The organism is Burkholderia guangdongensis (assembly GCF_013403875.1).
GTDB lineage: Bacteria > Pseudomonadota > Gammaproteobacteria > Burkholderiales > Burkholderiaceae > Burkholderia > Burkholderia guangdongensis.
Genome location: NZ_JACBNX010000027.1, coordinates 61,930 through 78,311 on the forward strand (window position 1 = coordinate 61,930; position 16,382 = coordinate 78,311).

Annotated in this window: 11 protein-coding genes; 3 read left to right on the top strand and 8 right to left on the bottom strand. The window is 69.3% G+C overall.

What is annotated here, in order from left to right:
* Nucleotides 1–9 precede the first annotated feature (9 nt).
* From HZI36_RS23010 to HZI36_RS23025, 4 genes are all read right to left on the bottom strand, one after another.
* Nucleotides 10–2,379, bottom strand: a complete 2,370-nt coding sequence (locus HZI36_RS23010) for an ATP-dependent DNA helicase (RefSeq protein ID WP_179404979.1) — start codon at nucleotides 2,377–2,379, stop codon at nucleotides 10–12.
* Nucleotides 2,376–4,175: a VRR-NUC domain-containing protein gene (locus tag HZI36_RS23015; RefSeq protein WP_179404980.1), complete on the bottom strand. Its 1,800-nt coding sequence runs from the start codon at nucleotides 4,173–4,175 to the stop codon at nucleotides 2,376–2,378. The genes HZI36_RS23010 and HZI36_RS23015 overlap by 4 nt, the downstream gene beginning before the upstream one ends.
* 93 nt (nucleotides 4,176–4,268) lie before the next feature.
* Nucleotides 4,269–6,068 (bottom strand): methyl-accepting chemotaxis protein, encoded by a 1,800-nt coding sequence (locus tag HZI36_RS23020; RefSeq protein ID WP_179404981.1) that lies wholly within the window; start codon nucleotides 6,066–6,068, stop codon nucleotides 4,269–4,271.
* A 189-nt stretch (nucleotides 6,069–6,257) separates the two neighbouring features.
* Nucleotides 6,258–6,506, bottom strand: coding sequence for a DUF3562 domain-containing protein (locus HZI36_RS23025; RefSeq protein ID WP_179404982.1), 249 nt, complete (start codon nucleotides 6,504–6,506; stop codon nucleotides 6,258–6,260).
* Nucleotides 6,507–7,065: 559 nt separating this feature from the next.
* Here HZI36_RS23025 and HZI36_RS27385 point away from each other — a divergent pair.
* Nucleotides 7,066–7,374 (top strand): hypothetical protein, encoded by a 309-nt coding sequence (locus HZI36_RS27385; RefSeq protein WP_179404938.1) that lies wholly within the window; start codon nucleotides 7,066–7,068, stop codon nucleotides 7,372–7,374.
* 399 nt (nucleotides 7,375–7,773) lie between these two features.
* Here HZI36_RS27385 and HZI36_RS23035 read toward each other — a convergent pair whose 3' ends face one another.
* The 4 genes from HZI36_RS23035 to HZI36_RS23050 form a co-directional block, all read right to left on the bottom strand.
* Nucleotides 7,774–8,796, bottom strand: coding sequence for a VTT domain-containing protein (locus tag HZI36_RS23035; protein WP_179404983.1), 1,023 nt, complete (start codon nucleotides 8,794–8,796; stop codon nucleotides 7,774–7,776).
* 138 nt (nucleotides 8,797–8,934) lie between these two features.
* Entirely contained in the window at nucleotides 8,935–10,737 is a 1,803-nt protein-coding gene (locus tag HZI36_RS23040) for a PHA/PHB synthase family protein (protein WP_179404984.1), read from the bottom strand.
* 185 nt (nucleotides 10,738–10,922) lie between these two features.
* Entirely contained in the window at nucleotides 10,923–12,365 is a 1,443-nt protein-coding gene (locus HZI36_RS23045) for a UbiA family prenyltransferase (protein WP_246327185.1), read from the bottom strand.
* Nucleotides 12,366–12,674: 309 nt separating this feature from the next.
* Entirely contained in the window at nucleotides 12,675–13,136 is a 462-nt protein-coding gene (locus tag HZI36_RS23050) for a universal stress protein (RefSeq protein ID WP_179404985.1), read from the bottom strand.
* A 297-nt stretch (nucleotides 13,137–13,433) separates the two neighbouring features.
* Between HZI36_RS23050 and HZI36_RS23055 the strand changes: the two genes are divergently transcribed.
* The gene (locus HZI36_RS23055; RefSeq protein ID WP_179404986.1) at nucleotides 13,434–15,560 is read left to right on the top strand and encodes a sensor histidine kinase; all 2,127 of its coding nucleotides are present in this window, start codon (nucleotides 13,434–13,436) and stop codon (nucleotides 15,558–15,560) included.
* On the top strand, nucleotides 15,557–16,204 hold the full coding sequence (locus HZI36_RS23060; RefSeq protein WP_179404987.1) for a response regulator: 648 nt from the start codon (nucleotides 15,557–15,559) through the stop codon (nucleotides 16,202–16,204). Before HZI36_RS23055 ends, HZI36_RS23060 begins: the two co-directional genes overlap by 4 nt.
* Nucleotides 16,205–16,382 lie beyond the last annotated feature (178 nt).

The window sequence follows — 16,382 nt, forward strand, 5'->3', positions numbered from 1 at the left end:
ACGCGGGCCCTACCCCACCCGCCACCACCGCGGCAACAGCACGCGCACGTCGGGCCGCCGGTAGCGATCGTCGATCAGATGGACGACACCTTCATCGGCCTCGCTGCGGATCACCCGCCCCGCCGCCTGGACGACCTTCTGCAATCCCGGATACAGATACGCATAGTCATAGCCGCTGCCGAACCGCGCATCGAGCGTGCGTCGCATCTGCTCGTTGACGTCGTTGAACTGCGGCAGACCCAGCGTTGCGACGAACGCACCGATCAGCCGCTCGCCCGCCAGGTCGACACCTTCCGAGAACGCCCCGCCGAGCACCGCGAACCCGATGCCGCACCCGCCCGCGCGAAAGCGCGCGAGGAACGCGTCGCGCTCGGCCTCGTCCATGCCGGGTGCCTGTGCCCACACCGGTACGTGCGGGTATCGCTGCCGCATCTGCTCGACGACGCGCTGCAGATAATCGAAGCTGCTCAGGAAGCTCAGATAATTGCCGGGCCGCGCGTCGTATTGCGCGGCGATCAGGTCCGCGATCGGCTCGAGCGAGCGGTCGCGGTCGCGCCAGCGCGTCGACACGTGGCTCGCGACGCGTACCGTCAACTGCTCCGCGCGGAACGGCCCGTCGACGTCGAGCCAGGCGGTGTCCCGCGGCAGCCCGAGCGTGTCGCGGTAGAAATGGAACGGGCTCAGCGTTCCGGAAAACAGCACGGTCGCGTGCGCGGCCGCGAAGCGCGGCGCGAGAAAGCCGCCGGGAATCACGTTGCGCACGCACAGCGTCGAGCGCACGCGCCGGCGGCGGCGCGCGGCGGGCGCGCTTTCGAGATCGCCACGGTTGTCGCGGTCGTCGTGATCGTCGCGATCGAACCCGGGCAACTGCGGCGGCGTGGGCGTGGGCGGCGGCTCCGGCTCCGGCGCATCGTGCAGCGTCGCGTCGAAGATCGACGCGTCGTCGAATGCGTCCGCGAGCGCAGCGAACCGCACCGCATCGAAATGGAAGCGCAGCAGCGCGTCGTCGTTCGCGCGCGGCGCGTCGGCCAGATGCTCGCCGACCGCCGCGACGAGATTCTGCACGGCCGACACGAGCGGCCCCGGCGGCGCCGGATACGCGGCATAGCGCGCAGGCTGCGCGTTGCCCAGCGTGCTCCACGCACGGCCGAGCCGCGCGAACGCGGCGCGCAATGCAGCCGGCGCCGCCTCGCGCGCGGCCGCGAAATCGAACGGGTCGAGCGACGCGCTGTACATCTTGCGCGCGCGGTCGAGCAGGTTGTGCGCCTCGTCGACGAGCACGCCGACCCGCCACTGGTTCTGCTGCGCGAGCGCGAACAGCATCGCGCTGCCGTCGTAATAGTAGTGATAGTCGCCGATCGTCATGTCGGACCAGCGCGCGAGCTCCTGCGCGAGGTAGTACGGGCAGACGTCGTGCGCGCGGGCGAGCTCGCGCACCGTGTCGCGGTCGAGCACGCGGCCCGCGAACGCCGCGTCGCGCGCGGCCGGCAGCCGGTCGTAGAAGCCGCGCGCGAGCGGACACGATTCGCCGTGGCACGCGCTGCCCGGATGCTCGCACGCCTTGTCGCGCGCGACGAACTCGAGCACGCGCAGCGGCAGCGCCGGCGTGCCGCCGCCGAGCGCGGCGACCGCGTCGAGTGCGAGCGCGCGGCCCGACGTCTTCGCGGTCAGGAAGAACACGCGGTCGAGCCGGCCTTCGCCGCACGCCTTCAGCATCGGGAACACGGTGCCGAGCGTTTTGCCGATGCCGGTCGGCGCCTGCGCGATCAGGCTGTGCCCGTCGCGCGCCGCACGGTAGGCGGCGACCGCGAGCGCGCGCTGGCCGGTCCGGAACGTGCGGTGCGGAAACGTCAGCGCGCGCAGCGCCGCGTCGCGCGCATCGCGATGCGCGGCCTCGCGCTCGGCCCATGCGAGGAAGCACGCGCACTGCTCGTCGAAGAACGCGGCAAGCGCGTGTGCCGGCAGCGTGTCGGTCAGCACGGTTTCGTGCTCGGACACGATGTCGAAATAGACGAGTGCGACCGTCAGTTCGGCGAGGCCGCGCGCCGCGCACAGCAGATGGCCGTAGACCTTCGCCTGCGCCCAGTGCAGTGCGCGATGGTTGGCGGGCATCGCGTCGAGATCGCCACGGTAGGTCTTGATCTCCTCGAGACGGTTCGCGGCCGGATCGTAGCCGTCCGCGCGGCCGCGCACGGTCAGCGAGTGCCACGCGCCGGACAGCGGAATCTCGGTCTCGTAGCCGGCGCCGCGCCGCGAGGTCACCGCGCCGTGCCCGGCGATCCCTTCGAGCGCGGTCGGCGCGGGCGTGAAGCGCAGGTCGAGATCGCCGCGCCGCGCGGTGAACTCGCACATCGCCCGCACCGCGACGACGTAGCTCATGCGGACAGCGTGCCGGCCATATCGGCCGGCGTGCGCGCATCGTCAGCCCACTCGACGTCGATGACGCGCACCGGCATTCCGTGCGCGATGCAGTAAGCAAGCCAGCGCGTCTGGTTGTCCTGCAGGCGATCGCCGGGCCCTTTCACCTCGATCAGTTCATAGCGCCGTTCGGCCGGCCAGAAGCGCACGAGATCGGGCAGTCCGGAGCGATTGCCGCGAATGTCCGCGAGCAGCCGCGCGAACCACAGCCGCAGATGCGCGGGCGGCAGGCACGCGAGCGCTTCGTCGAGCAGCGCCGGGGTCAGCACGCCCCAGAACACGAACGGCGATTGCAGGCCGAATTTCGCTTCGTAGCGAACGCGGATCGTGTCGCGGTACGCGCCACTGTCGAGTTCGGCAAAGCAGCGTGCAAACGCGTCGGCACGGCGCGCGGCGAAATCGGGTGCGTGCAGGTCGGCCGGGCCGCGCTGGAACGGATGGAAGAACGCGCCGGGCACCGCCGCGAAGATCGCGTCCCAGCAGAGCAGCCCGAACAGCGAGTTGATCAGCGTGTTCTCGACGTAATGGACCGTCGACGCGGGCTGGGCGAGATGGTCGCGCACCGCGAATTCGACGCTGGTTGCCTCGCCCGGGCGCGGCAGCACGAGCGTCGCCCGTGGCGCCGCGGACGCGCCGGCTGCCCGCGTGACGGCGACGCCCGCGCGGCGCTGAAGGCGCGGCAGCATCCGCTCGACGCGCTGGCGCTCCTCGTCGCTTTCGAACGCGGCGCGCGCTTGCCGAGCGAGCGCGAGCGCGTCGCCGTCGCGGCCGCAGCGCTCGAGCACGCGGATGCGCCGGTGGCGGCTGCCCGGCCACGCGCTCTTCGCATATGCGTCGAGCGCGAACGGCCACGCGCCGCGCCGCTCGCCGGCCTGACCGAGCGCGAACAGCAGCTTCGCGCGGCGCGTCGCGAGCCACGGCTGCGCGCACGCGATGGCATCGGCCGCGTCGAGCAGCGGATCGAGCGGTGCGTCGTCGGGCCACGCGTCGAGCGCGTCGCGGCACGCGTGCAGCGCGAGATACGCGTCGACGTCGCCGCGCCGCTGGAACGCGCGCGACGACGGCGCGAGCGGCACGCTTTCATACTGGAACACGCCGAGGTCCGCGAGCACGAATTCGCTCCAGTCCTGGTGCAGATTGCCGAAGAACATCAGCCGCAGGCGGTCGCACAGCGCGCCGACCGTCACGCGCAGCACGCGGTCGGCGGTGTCGGGGAACCAGGTGTGGAACGGCCGGGCCACGTCAGGCCGGGCCGCGTCAGGCAGTGCCGAGCTAGACCGGGCCGCGTCAAGCAGGGCCGAGCCAGTTTGGGCCGAGCCGGCACCACCCGCGCCCGGCGCGTCGGCGGCAAGATCGCGCCGCACCTGCTCGAGCCAATCCGACTTGCGGCCCGACGGACTCGCGGCCAGCGCCGGAAACCGCTCCGCGAGCTCGGCCTTCGTCGTCAGCGCGAAAACCTCGTCGAGCGACAGCGATGGCGCCGGATCGACCCAGCCGTGCGCGACGAGCGGCGCGGCCGCGTCGAGCGGGCAGCCGATCTCGTCGTAGACGAGCTTGCTCGCGCGGAAACTCGGCCCGTTGCGCATCAGCATCCGCACGAGCAGCGCGCGCGACGGCCTAGGCAGCGTCGCGAACGCGCGCAGGAACGTATGCTCGTGCTCGTCGAGCACGTCGTCATAACGCTCGGCGAGCCACGCGAGCGCACGCTCGAAATTGGTCAGATAGTAGAACGCGTCTGGCGGCGGGGACGGCGGCACGGGGATCGATGACTGTACGTTTGTACAGCGTCGGATGATAGCAAATGCGCGGCATGTTGCCGCGCATATTCGACATCGCCACGCCCGCGCGGGTCACGCGACCTTGAATTGCCCGACCGTCGACGCGAGCGCGTTCGCCTGGGTCTGCAGCGCGGACGCCGCCGCCGTCGACTGTTCGACGAGCGCCGCGTTCTGCTGCACCATCTCGTCGAGTTGCGTGACCGCGCGGTTGACCTCCTGAATGCCGCGCGTCTGCTCGTTCGCCGCGTGCGTGATTTCGGAGATGATCGTCGTCACGTTCGCGACGTTCGTCACGATCTCGTGCATCGTCTCGCCGGCCTGCCGCACCTGTCCGGACCCGGCCGCGACGCTGTCGACCGTCGATTCGACGAGCACCTTCACTTCTCGCGCGGCCTGCGCGCTGCGCTGCGCGAGGCTGCGCACTTCCTGCGCGACGACCGCGAACCCGCGCCCTTGCTCGCCGGCGCGCGCGGCCTCGACCGCCGCGTTCAGCGCGAGGATGTTGGTCTGGAACGCGATGCCGTCGATCACGCCGATGATGTCGCCGATCCGCGCGGATGCTTCCTCGATCTTGCCCATCGTCGCGACGACGTCCGCGACGACCGCGCCGCCGTGCGACGCGATCTTCGACGCGGCCGCCGCGCGCGCGTCGGCCTGCCCGGCCGCGTTCGCCGACTGGCCGACCGTCGCGGTGATTTCCTCCATCGACGCGGCGGTCTGCTGGAGGCTCGCGGCCGCCGATTCGGTGCGCGACGACAGGTCGACGTTGCCGGCCGCGATCTCGTTCGCGGCGGTGCGCACCGATTCGCTCGCGTCGCGGATCTCGCGCATCACGTGGCTCAGCTTGTCGACGAACGCGTTGAACGAGCGCGCGATGTCCGCGACTTCGTCGCCGCCGTCGGCGGGCAGCCGCTTCGTCAGATCGCCGGTGCCGGAGCCGATCGCGGTCATCGCGTCCCGCACCTGCGACAACCGGCGGAACGCGGTCGCGGTGATCGCGCCGATGACGAGCGACGCGATCCCGACGATCGCGACGAGCGTCACGAGCGATGCGCCGAGCAGCGAGCGCATGCCGGCCGTCGCTTCGGCCTTGTCGAGCGCGACGATCGCATACCAGTCGGTGCCGGGCACCGCCTGCGCGCGGACGAGCTTCGTGTCGCCGCCGACGTGCACCTCGACCGGCGCGCGCGCCGCCGCGAGCGACGCGAGATTGATGCCGGCGAGATCCGGCGCGACGTCCGCGACGGGCTTCAGCGTCAGCTTCGGATCCGGATGCGCGACGATGTGGCCGTCGCTGTCGACGAGCATGCCGAAGCTCGCGGGCGTCGGGCGGATCGCTTTCACGTTCGCGATCACGCTGTCCATCGCGACGTCGCCGCCGAGGACCGCCTTGAGCGCGCCGTCGCGCACGACCGGCACCGCGAACGAGACGACGAGCTTGCCGGTGCCGGCGTCGACGTAAGGCGGCGTGACGACCGCCTTGCCGGTCTGCGCGGCCTGCTTGTACCACGGGCGGATCGTCGGGTCGTAGTCGGGCGGGATGCCGGTCGGGTCCGAGAACTTGTAGGTCTTGTCCGCGTAGCCGGCATAGACGTTCGTGAAATCGCCGGCGGCCGCGAGCTGTTTGAACGTCGGCAGCGGGTCGGGCGACAGCGCCGCGTCCTGCAGCGACTCGATCATCCGGCTCTTCGACGCGACCCAGTCGCCGATGCCGACGACGTGGCCGCTCGCGACCGACGTGAGGTTCCGGTCGATCGCGTCGTCGTTGTACGAATGGGCGATCGCGTAATTGATCAACGTGCTTGCGGCGAGCGCGAACGCGACGATGGCGATGCACGCGGCGAGAATGCGTGCCCGGAGGGACGAAAGCATGGCAATGACTCGTAAGGGATGGACGGGCGCGGGTGCGGTGGACGAACTATCAGACGTAAACGGCACCGCGCGAGCCGACTTGAGTCGTTTTGCGCTGAATCAATTCGAGGAGGTGTTGCGCGTGATAAGCCCGAGCCGAGGGGCGGATCGGGCGGATCGTGTTCGATCAGGTACGGCGCGAGGCCGTCATCATTCATGGCCCGCATGGACGGGCTCGGCGGCGCGATAGCCCGGCGGTGCGGCGCGCGATGCGCGGTCGTCCGACAGGATCCGCTCGCGCAGATGGCGCATCGCGAACACGTGGATGTAATCGTGCACGCGCGCGTCGGACGACAGCGCGCGGACTTCGTCCTCGATCATGTGTTGCAGTTCGTCCTTGGCGATCGACCGTTGGGCGGCGGCCTCAACCAGCATCTCGAACAGCCTGTCCTGTGACATCGACATACTCCCGTCTTTCAAGTAATTGAAAGGTTCACGTGTTTCGAAGCGTGGAGCGTTGGAGACTTGTAGGCGAAACGGCACGCGACGGGCGTGCCCCCCGGGGCGCTGCATGAGAACCGGCCGCGGCGCGGACGGCACCCGGTGGGGGCCGGGTGATGGGATCCTGGACGGATCGACAGCGAACTGGCGCACGTGCGCGCAAACGCACGGACGATGGAAGCGGCGCGCGTCGCCCCGGAGACGCGGCGCGCCCGCCGCGTGCCCGTGCGATTGACGGGCACCGTCGGCTGGCGCAGAAACGAACTTAGACTCGGTCAATATTCCCGTCAAGGGAGGCGCGCGGTGAACCGCTCGCTTAAAAAACGGCATCTCGGGAAATGGGGGTGTAAGACATTTCCGATAGCCGCATCGGAAATACTTGACACCAAGTTCGGAAAGGCCCTCTTGGTGCGGAACGGGCCGTCCGCGATACTAAAGCCATGAACAAAACGTTCATGACGGATGTTCTCTACGCGGGCACAGATCTGGCGGGGGATTCCGGCGCAGGAGACCCATCATGACATGCGGCACGTTTCTGAAGAATCAATACGGCTATCGGGGTAAGGCGCGCGACGTGCAATCGGGGCACGAGGTATCGTCGCCGCGCGAGGAGACTGACGAGGAGCTCGACGCACTGCTCGCGCTCGCCCGTCAGGCCGGCATGCTCGTGACGCTCGACGGGCAGATCGGACGAGAAAAATATCAGAGCGTCGCTGGCTCGGTGAGCGCGCTGCAACGCTTCGTCGCCGCGTTGCACGCGCGATTCACCGGCAGCGTCAGCGAGCCTGCGCTCGCCTGCCCGACAACGACGTCGGAGCATGCGTGATCGCTTGATGTCTGCGCTTGATGTTTGCGCTTTGTTTCTGCGGGGAAGCTGTGAAAGCGAACGGGGCCAATATCGTTCGAGCGCCGCTGCTCGACGAACAGACCGGTTGAACCGGCGGATGGATGGGCGAATGGAGGGACGGGCGGGGTTGGCGGACCCCGCCCATCGTCCAAAGGCGGCCTTGCGCCCGCCTGCCCTCGTGCCCGGAGGGTTCACCGCGGCGGCCGCTCGGTCGACCGCTGGAACGCCTCAGGATCCCATGGGCACTATCGGGACTTTGTGATTTAGATCAATCGAAATGAAATGGGGACGCATGCGATGAAGCCGGCACCGGACGACACCAGCCGGCACAGGCGATGCGGACAGGCATGACGCATGCGGGGGGGGTAGACGCGCGGCTTACTTCGACAACGTCGCGCGCACCGTGTATTCGCCTTCGAGTACGCCGTGCTCGCGCGGCACGACATATTTCGACGCGTCGAAATCGGACGGCAGCGGCTCGACCGGATAGCCGTGTTTCTCCCACGCGTCGAGGCCGCCTTTCAGCGCCTTCACGTTGCGGATCTGCTTGCGCTGCAGCTGGCTGACGATACGCTTCGCGGTCGCCTCGTTCGGGCACACGCAATAGACGACCATCGGGCGCTTCATCAGCTCCGGATCGAGCGCGTCGGGCGAATCGAGATCGAGCGGATACGCGCCCGTGATCCGGTACGACTCGCGCTCGCGCACCGCGCGCGGCCGCGCGTCGAAGATCAGCGGCGGATCGCTGGACTTCATCATGTCGTCGAGCTGCTGCGGCGAGATCCGCACCTGCGCGAGCCAGCGCCGGAACTGCAAGCGGCGCACCCAGCGATAGAGGACGAACGTGATCGAGATCGCGGCGAACGCATCGAGGATCGTGCCGCCGCTGCTGCGCACCCAAAGCGTGAGCTGGACGATCTGGTCGTGCACGGCCGCGCCGCCGACGAGCCAGAACCCGGCCCACAGCGACGCGCCGGCCAGATCCCAGAGCATGAACACACCGAAGCCGATCGCGGTCGTACCGAGCAGCGGCGCCGACACGAGGCCGAGCCCCGGCAGGAATTTCGCGAGCACGAGCAGCGGCGCGCCGTATCTTTCGAAAACGTTACGCGCGACGCGCAGCGTCGTGTCGAGCGACAGCGAAAACCGGACGAGCCCGTTCAGCAGACGCCGGCCGTGCATGCGGCCCATGTAGAACCACAGCGAATCCGCGATCATCGTCGCGCCGATCGCCGCGAGGAACATGCTCGCGTACGACGCCTGCCCCATCGCCGCCATCGTGCCGCCGAAGATCAGCATCGGCACGGCCGGCACGGGCACGCCGAGCTGCGTGATCAGCACGCTCGCGAACACGACCCACGGGCCGAGCGACGGAGGAATTGCGACGGGAAAGTGCCACACGGCGGCGCTCCTGGGCGATGGGCAAGCCGCGCCGACGCGCGGCGGCGGGCGCGCGTGCCGGCGGCCGCGGCGCTTGCGCGGCTCGGACGGTAATGTCGGGCATTCTAAACAGGTTTGGTGACCGGCGTGTGAGTGCCGCTACGATTCGTGCACGTACGTGCCGGGCGCGTCGGCGAGGCCGTCCGGCACGTCGCGGGCCGCGACCTCGCCCGTCGAATGCCGTTCGAGCCAGCCGGACCAGCATGGCCACCACGAGCCGGCGACGACGGGGGTATCGTCGAAGAACGCCTGATCGCCGCGATACGGCGTATCCGCCTCGCGCGTCGCGCTGCGGTAATGGCGCTTCGGATGACCGGGCTCGGACACGATCCCCGCGTTGTGCCCGCCCGCGGTCAGCACGAACGTCAGTGCGTGATGCGTGAGCAGATGCAGCCGATACACCGACTTCCACGGCGACACGTGATCGCGCTCGGTGCCGACGACGAACGTCGGCGTCTCGATGTCGCCGAGCGCGACCGGGCGGCCGTCGACGCAATAGCGGCCCTCGGCGAGATCGTTGTCGAGGAACAGGTGCGTCAGGTATTCGCTGTGCATCCGGTACGGCATTCGCGTCGTGTCAGCGTTCCACGCGGTCAGGTCGTTCGGCTTCAGCCGCCGGCCGAGCAGATATTCGCTCATCATCCGCGACCAGACCAGGTCGCGCGCGTTCAGCAACTGGAATGCGGCCCGCATCTGCGCGCCGTCGAGGTAGCCCTGGCGCCACATCAGCGCGTCGAGCGCGGCGAGCTCGCTCGCGTCGATGAAGAGGCCCAGCTCGCCCGGGTCGCTGAAATCGGTCAGCGCGGCGAGCAGCGTCATCGTGCGCAGCGCGTCGGCGTGCCCGTCGCGCGCGAGCGCCGCCGCGCCGATCGCGAGCAGCGTGCCGCCGAGGCAGTAGCCGACCGCGTGCACCGCGTCGCCGCAGCGCGCGCGCACCTCGTTCAGCGCGGCGAGCAGCCCGTCGCGCAGGTAATCGTCGAGACCGACGTCGCGCGCCTCCTCGCCCGGATTGCGCCACGAGATCGCGAAAACCGTGAAGCCCTCGTCGACGAGATAGCGGATCAGCGAGTTGTGCGGCTGCAGATCGAGGATGTAGTACTTCATGATCCACGACGGCACGAGCAGGATCGGCTCACGCGCGACCCGCTGCGTCTTCGGCATGTACTGCAGCAGCTCGAACATCGCGTTGCGGAACACGACGCGGCCCGGCGTCACCGCGAGTTCGCGGCCCGGGCGGAAGCCGGCCGCCGGCCTGAACGGCTGGCCGCGCAGATGCGCGAGCATCGCGTCGACATCCTCGCGCCAGTGCCGCGCGCCGTCGACGAAATTCCTCCCGCCGCTTTCGAGCGCCGCGTCGAGCACGACCGGATTCGTCGCGACGAAGTTGCCCGGCGAGCACGCATCGATGCACTGGCGCGCGAAGAAGCGCACGAGATCCTCGTGATGGCGATCGACGCCCGGCACGCCGGTCGTCGCCTGCTGCCACCATTGCTCGATCGACAGGAACGCGTCGCGATAGACGGAAAACGGCCAGCGCGACCATGCGTTGCCCACGAAACGCGGATCGAACGGCGGCGCCGCCGCGAGCGCGGGCGCGTCGGACCCGCCGGTTTCGCCGGTTTCACCGATTTCGCGCCGATGAGCGGCCGGCGCGGGCGCGGGCCGAAACCCGGTCAGCGCCGCCTGCCCGGCCTGCATCGCGAGATCGACGCATTTGCCCGGCGACACGGCGAGATGCGTCGCCCAGTCGAACCACGCGATCGCGAGCGACGCGGGCGACATCCCCATCGTCGCCGCCGCGACCGTCGCGTGCGCGGCGCGGTCCCAAGCGTCGCCGGCCGGCATGGGTCGCCGCTTGTCACATTCGCGACATTCGCGCGCGGCCGGCGTGGTCTGCTGCATGACGTGCTCCTTGACGACCGAGGTCGCCGGATCGCGACGTCGATGACCGATGCCGCGCGTCGACGGGGACGCACCCTGCCGGCACAGCAGGCCATCGCGACGTCATTTCGATACTAGGTCACGCGGCCCGACGCTGCCGGGCGCCGGCGTCCGATGCCCGATGCCCGGCGCCCGCATTCCGAATCTCAATCGAGCGTCGCCGAATGCGCGATCACCGCCGTCGCGACGATCGCGCCGAGCGTCAGCAAGCTGCCGCGATTGCCGAGCAGGTACGCGACAGGGTCGTCGCGCAGATCGTCGCGCGCGGCGGCGATCCACAGCCGCGCGAACAGATAGATGAACCCAAGCGCCACGAACCACAGCAGATCCGGGAGCGCATAGGCGAGCTGCGTGTCGGGCGACCGGATGAAGAGCCCGAACACGATCACCGCCCCGATCGACGTCGCGCCTCCGAGCGGCCACAGCACTTCGAGATCCGACACCCGATAGTCGCGCCCCGGCGTCGCGTACGCGCCGGCCTGGCGCAGCGCAACCAGTTCCGCGCAGCGCTTCGCGAGCGCGAGGCTCGGGAACGCGAACGCGGAAAACGCGAGCAGCCATTCGCCGACGTCGACGTTCGCCGCGAGCCCGCCCGCGACGATGCGCAGCGCGTACAGCAGCGACAGCACGAGCACGTCGACGATCACATACGGCCTGAGCCACCAGCAATACGCACTCGCCATCGCGAGATAGAGCGCGAGCATCGCCGCGAATCCGGCCGACACCGCGAACGCGAGCGCGAACGACAGCGCGAGCAGCGCCATCGCGGCCCCGATCCCGGCGCCGATCGGCAGCCGGCCGCTCGCGAACGGCCGTTCGCGTTTGTGCGAATGGCGGCGATCGCGGTCGAGATCCCACAGATCGTTGCCGATGTAGGCCGCGGACGCGCCGAGCGACATCGCCGAGAACGCGAGCAGCAACGATGCGAACCGGCCCGCGTCGAAAAGCGTGAGCGTGGCGATCAGCGGCACGAACAGCAGCAGATTCTTCAGCCACTGCCGCGCGCGCAGCGCACGCAGCCACAGCGCGCCGCTGCGCGTGTCGCCGGCGAACTCGCGCTCGACGAACGCGCTCGAGCGAACCGCGCGCGACACCGTGCTCGACGCGCCAGCCAGGATCGCGCCGCCGCCCGCGCGCCAGATCGGCAGATCCGCGGCACGCCCGCCCGCGTAGACGAAATGGTCGCCGAACCGCTCGCGGATGCGCTTGAGCTTCTCATCCCCGCGCAGCGCGATGCCGTCTTCGGTCGCGAGCACCGCGTCGAACACGCCCAGATGCGCGGCGATGCGGGTTGCGATCGCATGCGGCGCGTCCGTCGCGAGCGCGATCCGCCGCCCGCGACGCTGCTCGACCGTCAGGTAGTCGACGAGCGGCTCGCGATACGGCAGCGTGTCGACGCACAGATCCGCGCGCGCGGCGAGCGCGTGGCCGAACGCCGCGCGCCCTTTCAGCCGCCAGACGGGCAGCTTCAGCAGGATCAGCGGGTTGCGCCGCACCGCGCGCACGACGGATTCCGCGAGCGCGCCGGTCAGGAGCAGCGTGCCGTCGAGATCGACGACGAGGGGTAAATCTCTGGTCTCTAGCATCATGCAGGTGGGGCGACGCCCGTTGTCCGTCCGGCTTGGCGGCCGCGCCGCCTGTCGCGCCCGGTGCCACGGTGAAAAGATACTGTCGGTTTTGAATGCCGATTGCAGGAAATTGAAGTTTGTTGATTTATTTCAACCACACACCAAAATCAGACAAGTCTTATTTACTAATCCACCGACCAGGTGATTCACGATTTTTCTCGATTCCAAAAAAATCGAGAAAAGCCGTTCGAATGCGTGCTTGAAACGCATTCGAATCGCGGAGCCTGGCCGCGACGCACCTCCGCGGTGCATGCGCGGGCCGCGCGGCGCTCAGGCCGGCGCCGCTTCCTTCTCGTCGTGCCGCACCAGCAGCACCGGCCGGTCCGCCGCGCGCAGCAGCGATTCCGCGACGCTGCCGAGCAGCAGGCGCTTCAGCCCATGGCGGCCGCTCGCGCCCATCACGATCAGATCGGCGTCGGCCTCGGCGGCCGTGCGCATCAGCACCGCGGCCACGTTCTCGCCGTACGCGTCGAGCGCGCGCACCGTGCCCGGCACGCGGCCCTGCTCGAGCATCGTCTTCGCGTCTTCCAGGGCTGCCGTCGCGGCATCGTCCGCGGACACCTCGCTTTCCCCGGAGAAACCCTCGCCGACGTCGACGAGCTTCGGCCGATGCTCGACGACGTGCGCGCACGTGATCGCGCCGCCCGACGCCGCCGCGATCCTGATCGCCTCGTCCAGCGCCAGACGCGCGCTGGGGCCGTCGTCGAGCGCCACGAAAATCCGCTTGTACATCGCATCACCTCCCACGTCGTCACCGCCCGGACGCGGGTGCCGGCGAATCGGCCGGCGTCGCGTTCGGCGTGGCTCGCGCGCTCGCGCGCCGTCGGCGCGAATCAGGCGCGGCCGGCGCACGGGCGGCTCGCCGCCCTCTTCCGTCTTTTCGAGACGGGCCCATTACATAAAAACTGCAAAAGGCGCAAAATCTCACCTCGTTATAAACGGCGCCGCCGATAATCGTGCGCGTAATGCGCCCAATTCCTGAGTCGTCCGGGCACTGCGGGCGACCTCGATCGATAGAGTGGCCCAAGAATGACCGTCAACGGAACACCGACGCGCGACGCCCGATCGCCTGCGCGGAAACGTTTCTTGAACATGTTACGCCAGCCTTTCGCGGCCGGCGCTGCCGCTTTTGCGCTCGGCGCGGCGTTTTCGCTCAACGTCGCGCTCATCGTGCGCGACCAGTGGCAGCACAACGTGCAGGCGCGTTTCGAGCGGCGCGCGTGGCACATCACGACGATGATGCGCCACGAGCTGCAGGCGAGCGCCGCGGTGCTGCAGAGCGCGCGCGGCGCGTTCATGCTGACGTCGCGGCCGATGTCGCCCGAGCGCTGGCTGCAGTACGTCGGAACGCTCGACCTCGATCACAGCCAGTCGCCGATCCGGCGGCTCGGTTTCGTCCCCCTTTCATCCGCTGCCCGCGCGTCGCTCGCGAGTGACGTGACTACAGCGACCGCCGCGTCGATGCCGACCGTGGCCGCGTCGCTGAGTGCGCCGCCGTCGCGCGCGCCCGTCACGACGTTCGGCTCGCGCGACGCGAGCGCGCTGCAGCGCGCCGCGCAATCGGGCGAAGTCGCGATGGCGTCGCGGCAGATCGACGACCCGAGCGGCGAGGCACGCCCGGCACTCGCGCTGGTGCTGCCCGTGTACGACACGCCCGACACGCCGCTCACGCCCGCCGCGCGGCTGGCGGCGACGGAAGGCGTGCTGTTCGCCGCGCTCGACGCGCGCCGGCTGCTGCAGCGCGCGCTCGACGCGGAGCGCGGGATCGACCTGCGCGTGATCGCGACCGGCGACGACCGGCCGATCTACGCGCTCGAGGCGCTGTCCGACGAGGCGGTGTGGTCGTCGGATCTGATGCGCCGCGTCGACCGGCTCGATTTCGGCGGCAACACGCTGACGCTCTCGTACGCGGCCGACGGCCGCCCGGGCGTGACGGGCGCGCAGCACGCGGCGGCCACCGTGCTCGCGGCCGGGCTCATCGCGTCGTTCGTGTTCGGCGTGCTCGCCCACGCGATGGTGCGCGCGCGGCTGTTGCGCGAGGCCGATCCCGACACGCAGCGCAGCGGCCTGCTGAACGAGGCGCGGATGATGGCGATCATCCGCTCGTCGATGGAAGCGATCATCACGGTCGACGAATCGCACAAGGTCGTGATCTTCAATCCGAAGGCCGAGGAGATTTTCGGCGTGTCCGCGATGGAGGCGATCGGCGGGCCGCTTTCGCGCTTCATCCCCGAGCGCTTTCGCGCCGCGCACACGAAGCACGTCGAGCAGTTCGGCGTGACCGGCGTGTCCGAGCGTCAGATGGGCAAGCAACTCGTGCTGTCCGGGCTGCGCGGCAACGGCGAGGAATTCCCGATCGAGGCATCGATCTCGCAGATCCGCGACGCGTCCGGCAAGCTCTACACGGTGATGCTGCGCGACATCACCGAGCGCCTGCGCGGCGACAACACGCTGAAACAGTCGCGCGAGGAGCTGCGCGAGTTGTCCGCGAACCTGCAGAAGGTGCGCGAGGAAGAGAAGGCGCGGATCGCGCGCGAGCTGCACGACGACCTCGGCCAGCAGCTCACCGCGCTGAAGATGGACCTGTCGGTCGTCGAGCAACAGTTGCGCGATCCATGCAACTCGTCGCCGATGGAGGTGCAGAAGCATCTGAAGGGCATGCGGCGGCTGATCGACGCGACGGTCGCGTCGGTGCGGCGGATCGCGGCCGACCTGCGCCCGGTGATGCTCGACGATCTCGGGCTCGTGCCGTCGATCGACTGGCTTGCGAACGACTTCACGAACCGCTACGGAATCGACGTCGAGCGCGACGTCGATCCGCGCGGCGTCGAGTTCACGGGTGCGGGCGCGACGACACTGTTCCGCATCGTTCAGGAGGCGCTGACGAACGTCGCGCGCCACGCGGAGGCGACGAGCGTCGCGGTGAAGCTGCACGTCGACGACGGCGTCTGCGTGCTGCGCATCGCGGACAACGGCCGCGGCGCGGTCGTCGACGGCGCCGCGCGCGAAGACAAGTCGTTCGGTCTGATCGGGATCCGCGAGCGCGCACACATGCTCGGCGGCACCGTGACGATCGATACGGCCCAGGCACGCGGTTTCGCGATCACGGTCGCGCTGCCGCTCGCTTCGATACAACAGGAAGAGTCAGAGACATGATCAAGGTGCTGATCGCCGACGACCATACGCTCGTGCGGGATGGATTGCGGCACATTCTCCAGAACGCGAGCGGGTTCGAAGTCGCGGCCGAAGCGTGGGACGGCCCGACGACGATCGCAATGATCCGCTCGACGCCCGCCAACGTGCTCGTGCTCGATCTGTCGATGCCGGGCCGCAACGGCGTCGAGCTGATCAAGCAGATCAAGGACGAGAAGCCGGCGCTGCGGATTCTCGTGCTGACGATGCACGCGGAGCAGCAGTACGCGGTGCGCGCGTTCCGCGCGGGCGCGTCCGGCTACATGACGAAGGAAAGCGCGAGCGCGGAGCTCGTCGGCGCGGTGACGAAGGTCGCGGCGGGCGGCGTCTACGTGAGCCTCGCGATGGCCGAGCATTTCGCGCAGAGCCTGAACGAGCCCGCGGACACGCTGCCGCACCACCGGCTGTCAGACCGCGAATTCGACGTGTTCCGGCGCATCGCCGCCGGTCAGACGCTGACCGAGATCGCGCAGGAGCTGTGCGTCAGCGCGAAGACGGTCAGCACGTACAAGACGCGGATTCTCGAAAAGATGCAGATGCCGCACGACGCGGCGCTCGTCCGCTACGCGATGCGGCACAAGCTGCTCGACGATTCGGACGACGTGTGAGCGCGGGCGTCGCCCGCCCGGATGCGCGCAATCGATTGCGCGCCACGCGGCCCGCGCACCGGCTTGCCTATCGTCTGCACGCGCACCTACACTGGTAAATCGATACGCTGTCACCAGCCTGCGGAACCGCGCGAACGACGATACCCTTTCTTCGCAATCCTCTGCGCATTCCGCGTTC